Genomic DNA, 8,094 nt, shown 5'->3' with positions numbered 1-8,094 from the left:
GTATCTTCAGACGTTTCTGATGTATCAGGCATTTCAGGCATACTTGGCATTTCTACTCCTAACTCAGCCAATTGTGCTACAGCTTCTTCTCTTGTAATCGTACCTTCTCTCATTGCACTCATAATTTCTTCCGCTTTAGCTCGGGTTTCTTCATCAAGATTAGAAAACATATTGCTGCCCGGGCCTCCACCAGCTCCGCCACCTATAGGTAGGTCTACACCTAACTCAGCTAATTGTGCTTCAGCTTCTTCACTAGTGATGGTTCCTTCTCTCATTTGAATCATGATTTCTTCAGCCTTTGCCTTTGTTTCTTCATCTAAGCCTGCGAACATATCCATTCGATTTCCTGCTGGCTGTTCAGGAGCTTGTTCTGTTGTTTGTGTTGTCGTTTCTTCAGTTTGTGTTGTTTCTGCATCAGATGAGCAGCCCGCGATTAGTGCGATGGAAGATGCTAAAACTCCTGTTAAGATTAATCCTGAAATTTTTTTCATTTGGCATATTCCTTTCTATTATTTATTGTTAGAGTGCTTGTTGGTTTTGCAAGATTTATTATGATAGACGAACCTTAATTCAACCTTAAAATATTGTTTTCTCAATCCATTTAAATTTCCTCCACTCAACATTCTTTCGCCCTTCATATTTATATAAAAGCAGGCAAAAAGGTTGCTCTAGACCCACCCGATTTGTTGTTGCTATGATATGAAAGGCGATAAGGAGGTTTGTGATGGAAGAAGAAAAATATCGGAACCTAAAACTTGGCGAACGTGGTGCTATTATTAGCATCGTTGCATATATATGTTTATCGGTTTTAAAGCTTGTCATTGGATACATAAGTAACTCGGATGCATTGAAGGCAGATGGATTGAATAATTCAACGGATGTGATCGCGTCTATTGCCGTTCTCATTGGTCTTAAGCTTTCACAAAGACCTCCTGATGAGGATCATGGTTATGGACACTGGAAAAGTGAGACAATTGCCTCGATGCTGGCTTCCTTTATTATGGCAGCAGTAGGGGTGCAAGTGTTGTTTGATGGTATGTTGTCTATTTTCCAAGGTGAAAAAGAATCACCAGATGTGATCGCTGCATATGTAGGTATGTTCTCTGCACTCGTGATGTATTTTGTTTATCGTTATAACAAAAGATTAGCTGAAAACATTAATAGTAGTGCCGTGATGGCTGCAGCAAAGGACAATTTATCAGATGCTTGGGTCAGTATTGGGGCTGCCGTTGGGATCATTGGTTCTCAACTAAATATGCCGTGGTTAGATACGGTTACTGCCATTATTGTTGGCATAATAATATGTAAAACAGCCTGGGACATTTTTAGGCAATCTTCACATGAACTTTCAGACGGATTTGATCAAGATAAATTACGCTTGTATCAGGAAGTTATTTTAAAGGTAGATGGAGTAAAGGGGATTAAGCAAATAAAGGGGAGAAATTACGGAAACAATGAAGTGATAGATGTGGTAATTCTTGTTAACTCCTCATTGAATATTACGAAGGCTCATGATATTGCGACAATGGTTGAAAAAATGATGATTATTGAATACGGTGTGCATGATGTTCATATTCATGTTGAACCGAATTAATGGGAGCTGTTCTTCGAGTGAAGAGCGGCTTCTTTTGTTATAAATCGTACACCTATTATCCTATTAAAACCAAAGTGAAAGTGTCTTTCTTCATACATAAATTTACATTTTTTTGACGGGTATGTAAAAATTTAAAGACTCAATAAAGATTTGATTAACTTTAGCTTCTTTCAAAAATATTTAGTTATGATAGGAGTGAAATTGGAATTCATAACCATTTTGAAAGGAGAATCTAGTAAAATGAAGAAAGGTAACAAGTTTAAAGGAGCGATTAAAGGGCTAAGCTCAGTGTTAGTGTTAACTGCTGGTATTTTTGCAATGTATCCAGGTTCAACTTTTGCCAAGAATGTAGACAAGCCTAAAATTGAGTTTGGTGTTGTCCCTGACGCCCAATATTGTGATTGTGATCCATCAGGAACAAAATACTACCGAAATTCTTTGGAGAAGCTTGCAGATGCGGCCCAAACGTTTAATGAACGTAAACTACGCTTTACCATTCAGCTTGGAGATTTAATCGATCGGGATATGTCGAGTTTTGATCAAATTTTGCCAGTATATGAGATGATTGAAGGAAAGAAATATCATGTTTTAGGAAATCATGATTTTCCTGAGCCCTCAGATACAATTGTTGAACGACTTGGTATGAAAAATCAGTATTATGATTTTAAGCAAAAAAATTGGCGTTTCATTGTACTTGATTCAAATGATCTTAGTTTTTATGCAAATCCAAAAGGATCTGAAAAGTACCAGCAGGCTCAAGAAATGTATGATTCAATCAAGGCAAAAGGTGATATTAATGCACAAACATGGAACGGCGGAATTAGTGAAGAACAATTAGATTGGTTAAAAAATGTCCTTAAAAAGGCTAAAAAAGCAAATGAAAAAGTCATTGTATTTTCCCATATGCCAGTTTATCCAGAGAATTCACATAATATTTGGAACGATGAAGCTGTGATCAAAGAGCTTGAGTCCTCTGGAAATGTTGTTGCTTATTTTAATGGGCATAATCATGCAGGCAATTATGGTGAAAAAAATGGCATTCATTATGTGAATCTTAAAGGAATGCTTGAAACTGCTGACACAAACACTTATTCAATCATTGAGATCTATAAAGATCGTATTTTTATTGATGGCTATGGACTTGAGCAGGACCGTGTACTTCGGTTTGAAAAATAGTTTTTAACATGATTAAGGTTTCTTTCAAGCTCGATTATTTACACTTAATCTTAATCATTCGAAAAAAATGTATTGACTTTTTGATCAGATACCAGTAAATTATATATAAATTTAATTTCCGATAGATCCAACTTGTTCTAAATGAAGGAATTGCTTTAGCATATGATTAATAAATGTATTGATTATATGAAAAAGACATGAACCTATTCATTTGATCTAAGGTGAAGATAAATCGGTATATTTCTTAACAAGATGACGATGTTAGGGAGTATACCGATTTTTTTATTAGGAAGAAGGTGGAAATATGAAGTCAAAGGGTTTCATCGAATCTGAAATAAGTAGGGCGTTAACACAGTGGGAAAAGGACTTTCTTGGGCGTGGTTCCGTTTCTGTGAAAACAGATATATTACGGGACATGATTATTGTGAATTTAAGAGGAGTGTTGGCACCAGCAGAGATCACCCTTTGTAAAACAAAGGAAGGAATGCAATCGATTAAGAGAACTCGTTCCGATTTAGTCGAGTCAGGGATCGAAACATTAGGTGAAATCATATTTACTATTACTGGAGAAAAAATAAAAAGCTTTCACACAGATGTTAGCACCGTAACAGGTGAACGAATGATGCTGTTCAAGCTGAATCGTAATCTTGAGGAAACTTTTGAGAAATAAATAGTGGGAGTCATTCAAAAAAGCATGTAGCTTAGTTGAAAGGAAACCGGCAATTTTAAGATGAAATGGGCCATACCATTTCCCTTAAGTTGTCGGTTTTTTTATTAGAATGACGAAAAGGGGGAGAAGAGGATGTCAGATATTATCATACAAAATTTACTTTCGCCGGTTGTGCTATTTTTTGTACTAGGAATTTTAGCAGCAATCGTAAAATCAGATTTGAAATTTCCGAGTGGATTAAGTGAAGCGTTGAGTATTTATTTATTAATTGCCATAGGGATAAAGGGAGGAATTGAATTATCTCATTATACGATTGGGTCAGTTATTAAACCGATTATGGCAACCTTATTTCTAGGTATTTTAATTCCAATTATCACGCTGATGATTGGTAGACTTATGAAATTAGACTTAAAAAACGCAATAGGGTTAGCTGCAACATATGGGTCAATTAGTATTGTGACATATGGGGCTGCCATTTCTTTTCTTGAGAAAAATGGAACTTCTTATGAGGGATTTATGAATGCAATGGTTGTGATTATGGAAAGTCCGGCAATTTTAGTTTCTATTTTTCTATTAAAAATAATAGAGAAAAAAGACTCATCTCCGAGCTTATCGTCACAGGGAATTGGGATTGTGCCTTTATCTGTCAGAATGATTGATAAGGAAGTGCTAAGAGAAAGTATTTTTGGGAAAAGTATCTTTCTTTTGCTTGGAAGTTTGGGCATCGGTGTAGTACTTGGTGAACAGGCAGTTCCAGCGGTTAAACCATTATTTATGGATTTATATAACAGTGTTCTTATCCTTTTCCTATTAAATATGGGAATAGTTGCAGGTCAGCGACTACCAGAAGTAAAAAAACATGGCATTAAGTTATTGTTTTTCGGATTAATCACTCCATTATGTTTTGGAATGTTAGGTGTTTTGCTTGGTAGCTTGATAGGACTTTCGTTAGGCGGAACAACCTTAATGGGTGTTTTAGCGGGAAGTGCCTCTTATATTGCAGCACCTGCGGCATTAAAAGCTTCAGTTCCAGAAGCAAATCCTTCTATTTATTTAGGCTTATCTTTAGGTGTAACGTTTCCGTTAAATTTAATAGTTGGTATTCCGTTTTATTATCAATTATCACAGATGGTACAAATTTAGGAGGATTTAATGATGATGAAGAGGAAGGAAAAGGTAAAGGGTTATAAACCGTTGTTAGGTTATAGCCCTTTGCTATTTCCGCATTAGTAGAATTTTCATTTCATGAAGGATTAAAAATAAAGAATAAATCTCTTGAATTAAAACCATTCTTCGCTCATAATGAGAAAGGAATTTTTCTATAGGGTGAAGTGGATGGGACCAGAGCTAAGTACAATTAATAATAATGAGTTATCTTGTATGTATTTAAAATATAAGAAACAATTAAAAGTACATAAAAGTAGAGGATCTTTTTATGATCTGAATAGAGTGATTGAAATTAAGAAGTACCTATCTTTAGTGAAATGGGAAATGAAAAATCGCGGCATGAATCATAAAGAGATTAAGAAGAAGCAAAAAGTACTTTGATGGCAAGACTTTTAGAGGAAAATAAAATTTGAACTAATAGCGCTTTCCTTTTTCTAAAGGTGAGTGTTTTTTTGTGTATTATTTGCTGAATTTTTATACTATTTACTATACAATAAAAGGAAAACACTCATGAGGAACCTACAATGACCAATCACATTGATTTTCAGAAAATAGTAGACCAGGCGTTAAGCGGTATCTTATTGTTAGATCAAAATAGAAAAATAGTCTATTATAATCAAACGTCTCTTCAGCTATTTAATTGTGAACCTGAAAAACTGAAGGATCTAAAAGATTTCCTTCATCCTGATTATCATGAAGTATGCAGTCAAAGGTTAAACAGAGTATTTAGCTTTCATGAAACAGCTGAGGCAATGGAACAGAAGTTAGTAACATATACAAAAGAAATCATTGATGTTGAAATAAAAGCTATCCCATATAATCTCTCTGATAAAACGCTGGCTTTGATTTACATACGAGATATAACAAAACAAAAACTAGCGGAAAAGCTATTATCACATAATGATAAACTGGCTTCAATCGGACAAATTTCCGCAGGAATAGCACATGAAGTGAGAAATCCGCTTACTGCTGTAAAGGGGTTTACCCAGCTACTTAAGGAACAAGTAGAGCATAACTATTTAGAAACAATCGAAAGCGAGTTAGATAAGGCGTTATCTACACTTAACAATCTATTGCAGGTTTCGAAGCCGGACTTAATAGATGAGGCTCGTGTGCCAATCCGTTTGTGCCAAGAGCTTGATTCGATTGTTTTTATGTTTCAGGAACAGTTATATAATATAGAGATTCATACAGATTTTAAGGATAGACAACAAGTGTTTATGGGAAAGAAGAATATCCTTGTAAAAGCATTTTTTAACTTAATCAAAAATGCAATCGAAGCAATCGAAGGTGAAGGGAAAATAACGATTAAACATTTTGTGAAAGATCAGGTGGTTCATATTGTGATATCTGATACTGGAGTAGGAATGAAGAAGGAAGAAATAAGACTAGTTGGAACACCGTTTTTCTCTTCAAAGCCAGATGGAACAGGAATGGGATTAACACAAGTATTCACGACTGTACATCAGCATCAAGGTGAGGTACATATTGATAGCGTGAAAGGTAAAGGAACGTGTTTTTATATTATGTTGCCGATTCTTTAAGAAAAGATCGGGAAATTGGTATGTAAAAAGATCATCACTTAATAAAGAGTGATGATCTTTTTACACTTCTAAGCTTTAAACTTATTTATCACTTTATATAAATTTTGTGCCATTTCACTTAATCCTTCAGCTGATGAAGAGACCTCTTCCATTGTTGCGTTTTGTTCCTCAGTAGAGGCTGCAACGTTTTGGATACTTACTGAGGATTGTTCAACAATATCTCTTGCTTCTTTCATTCCTTCTGTAACTATTTGTGTATTTGAGTGAATTTGATTCACAATAGCAGCCACCTCATGTGATTCAGCTGCTACCTGTTGGATCGCTCCAACAATGTTTTGGAATGATTCACCGGTTTGACTTACTAGCTTTAACCCTTCTTTTACAACATCTGTTCCATTATTCATAGATCTTACCGCTTTTTCGGATTCTTCTTGTATTTCTTCAATAAGTTGACGAATTTGACCTGCTGCATCTGCGGATTGCACAGCTAATTTTCGAACCTCATCTGCTACAACTGCAAACCCTTTTCCTTGTTCACCTGCACGAGCTGCTTCAATGGCAGCATTTAACGCAAGTAAGTCGGTTTGACTTGCAACCTTTGTTATTAATTCAATTATATGGCCAATTTCCTTAGACTTATTACTTAGTGTATGAACAACTTCAGCAGACTCCATTGCGGAATCCTGCACCAGTTTCATTTGATCAATTGTTTTATTAACTACATCGTTACCTAATGTTGCTTTTTCATTTGCCACAATCGTTAAATTAGCTACAGACTGAATGGATTCAGTTGCCTTATTCATTCCTTTTGTAATTTCCTCAGCACTTTCAACTGATTGAATAACTGTGCTAACTTGTTTTTCCGCTCCTACTGCAACCTCTTGCATCCCAAGAGTAATGTGTTGTGTTGCGAGATTCGTAGCATCGGCACTTGCAGATAATTCTTCCGAGGTTACCGAAACCTGTTGTGCATTCAAGCGTACTTCATCAATGAGTTGTTGAAGATTTTGCTTCATGATATTAAAGGAATTTGCCAATTCACTGATTTCATCGCTATTATTCACACCAATGTCCTCTTGTGTTAAATCACCTGAAGCAATTTTTTTAGCTCCTTCTACTAATAAAGAAATAGGACGAGTAATCATACGGGACATGAACATGCCGATTAAGATGGCCAGAAGCAGAGAAATAAGGCTCCATACTAGCATCATGTTTTTAACAGAAGAAACCATTTCCGTATTTGAAGTTGTTTCAGTTTGCATTTCTTTTGTTTGGATTTCAACGATTCTATTTGCTGCTTCTTCGATTTGTATCGCTAATGGAATAATTTCTTCTTCAACAAGTTCAGTAGCTTGCTCTGCTTGAACCTGCTCCATAATTTGTTCCTTTAAGGAAGTGATAGTTGTTAAAAGTTCTTTTGCTTCTTGATTATGTATGTCAGATTCTATGTTGTTTACCTGTTCGGTTATCTGATCAAGAGAAGTTTGAAAAAACTCCATATTGTCTGTTCCATTAGATTGCATACCTCTCAAGCTTGCAATGGAGCGGGAGGCGTAGAGTTGGATATCTTTAATACTAGTTAAATTAGTTGATTGCTGCTCAACTAATACGGAATAGGAGTAGTTGATTTTAGAAATCTGATAGTAAGATAGCGCACACACCATCCCGATTAGGATAGCGAGTAGTAAAAAGCCGGACATTATTTTCTGTTGAATTGTAATCTTCATTTGTAGTTCTCCTTTATGTCGTAGTAAATAATGACTATTTCTAAAGTTGTATTTTCTATGGCTCTATTATTACGGAAGAACCTTAAAGGAACCTTAAAGTTTTATTTTGAGTGTGGTGTCGACAAAATTCGGGAAGTGACAGTGCTCAACCCCCTTATAATGGACATATGAATTATAATTGAATTACGACATATATACATTTTATTGGGGGGATAA

Annotated in this window: 7 protein-coding genes and 1 pseudogene; 6 read left to right on the top strand and 2 right to left on the bottom strand. The window is 35.4% G+C overall.

Going from position 1 to position 8,094, the window contains the following annotated elements; translation table 11 throughout:
* A pseudogene (locus ACEWK1_RS26630) lies at positions 1–491 on the bottom strand (hypothetical protein); the annotation flags it as partial.
* A 233-nt stretch (positions 492–724) separates the two neighbouring features.
* Here ACEWK1_RS26630 and ACEWK1_RS26625 point away from each other — a divergent pair.
* The 6 genes from ACEWK1_RS26625 to ACEWK1_RS26600 all read left to right on the top strand — a co-directional run bounded on the left by ACEWK1_RS26625 (position 725) and on the right by ACEWK1_RS26600 (position 6,151).
* On the top strand, positions 725–1,594 hold the full coding sequence (locus tag ACEWK1_RS26625; RefSeq protein WP_121663568.1) for a cation diffusion facilitator family transporter: 870 nt from the start codon (positions 725–727) through the stop codon (positions 1,592–1,594).
* 240 nt (positions 1,595–1,834) lie between these two features.
* Positions 1,835–2,770, top strand: a complete 936-nt coding sequence (locus tag ACEWK1_RS26620; protein ID WP_212135859.1) for a metallophosphoesterase — start codon at positions 1,835–1,837, stop codon at positions 2,768–2,770.
* Positions 2,771–3,074: 304 nt separating this feature from the next.
* Positions 3,075–3,440: a DUF2294 domain-containing protein gene (locus tag ACEWK1_RS26615; protein ID WP_121663566.1), complete on the top strand. Its 366-nt coding sequence runs from the start codon at positions 3,075–3,077 to the stop codon at positions 3,438–3,440.
* 132 nt (positions 3,441–3,572) lie between these two features.
* Positions 3,573–4,583 carry a sodium-dependent bicarbonate transport family permease gene (locus tag ACEWK1_RS26610; protein ID WP_121663565.1) on the top strand — a complete coding sequence of 337 codons (1,011 nt, stop codon included), beginning with the start codon at positions 3,573–3,575 and terminating at the stop codon, positions 4,581–4,583.
* Between the two features lie 192 nt (positions 4,584–4,775).
* Positions 4,776–4,988, top strand: coding sequence for a hypothetical protein (locus ACEWK1_RS26605; RefSeq protein ID WP_416636823.1), 213 nt, complete (start codon positions 4,776–4,778; stop codon positions 4,986–4,988).
* Between the two features lie 143 nt (positions 4,989–5,131).
* Positions 5,132–6,151, top strand: coding sequence for a two-component system sensor histidine kinase NtrB (locus tag ACEWK1_RS26600; protein ID WP_416636822.1), 1,020 nt, complete (start codon positions 5,132–5,134; stop codon positions 6,149–6,151).
* A 68-nt stretch (positions 6,152–6,219) separates the two neighbouring features.
* Here ACEWK1_RS26600 and ACEWK1_RS26595 read toward each other — a convergent pair whose 3' ends face one another.
* Positions 6,220–7,878: a methyl-accepting chemotaxis protein gene (locus ACEWK1_RS26595; RefSeq protein ID WP_416636821.1), complete on the bottom strand. Its 1,659-nt coding sequence runs from the start codon at positions 7,876–7,878 to the stop codon at positions 6,220–6,222.
* Positions 7,879–8,094: the final 216 nt, after the last annotated feature.

The sequence above is a fragment of the Metabacillus sp. YM-086 genome (genome assembly GCF_048059995.1).
Classification (GTDB): Bacteria; Bacillota; Bacilli; order Bacillales; family Bacillaceae; genus Metabacillus; species Metabacillus litoralis_B.
Note: the sequence above shows the minus strand (reverse complement) of the source record. Positions and strands in the feature narration are given on the sequence as shown.

What these genes read in the sequence shown, in the direction of transcription:
- ACEWK1_RS26625 (WP_121663568.1), top strand. Translation starts at nt 725, where the DNA reads ATGGAAGAAGAAAAATATCGGAACCTAAAACTTGGCGAACGTGGTGCT.
- ACEWK1_RS26620 (WP_212135859.1), top strand. Translation starts at nt 1,835, where the DNA reads ATGAAGAAAGGTAACAAGTTTAAAGGAGCGATTAAAGGGCTAAGCTCA.
- ACEWK1_RS26615 (WP_121663566.1), top strand. Translation starts at nt 3,075, where the DNA reads ATGAAGTCAAAGGGTTTCATCGAATCTGAAATAAGTAGGGCGTTAACA.
- ACEWK1_RS26610 (WP_121663565.1), top strand. Translation starts at nt 3,573, where the DNA reads ATGTCAGATATTATCATACAAAATTTACTTTCGCCGGTTGTGCTATTT.
- ACEWK1_RS26605 (WP_416636823.1), top strand. Translation starts at nt 4,776, where the DNA reads ATGGGACCAGAGCTAAGTACAATTAATAATAATGAGTTATCTTGTATG.
- ACEWK1_RS26600 (WP_416636822.1), top strand. Translation starts at nt 5,132, where the DNA reads ATGACCAATCACATTGATTTTCAGAAAATAGTAGACCAGGCGTTAAGC.
- ACEWK1_RS26595 (WP_416636821.1), bottom strand. Translation starts at nt 7,878, where the DNA reads ATGAAGATTACAATTCAACAGAAAATAATGTCCGGCTTTTTACTACTC.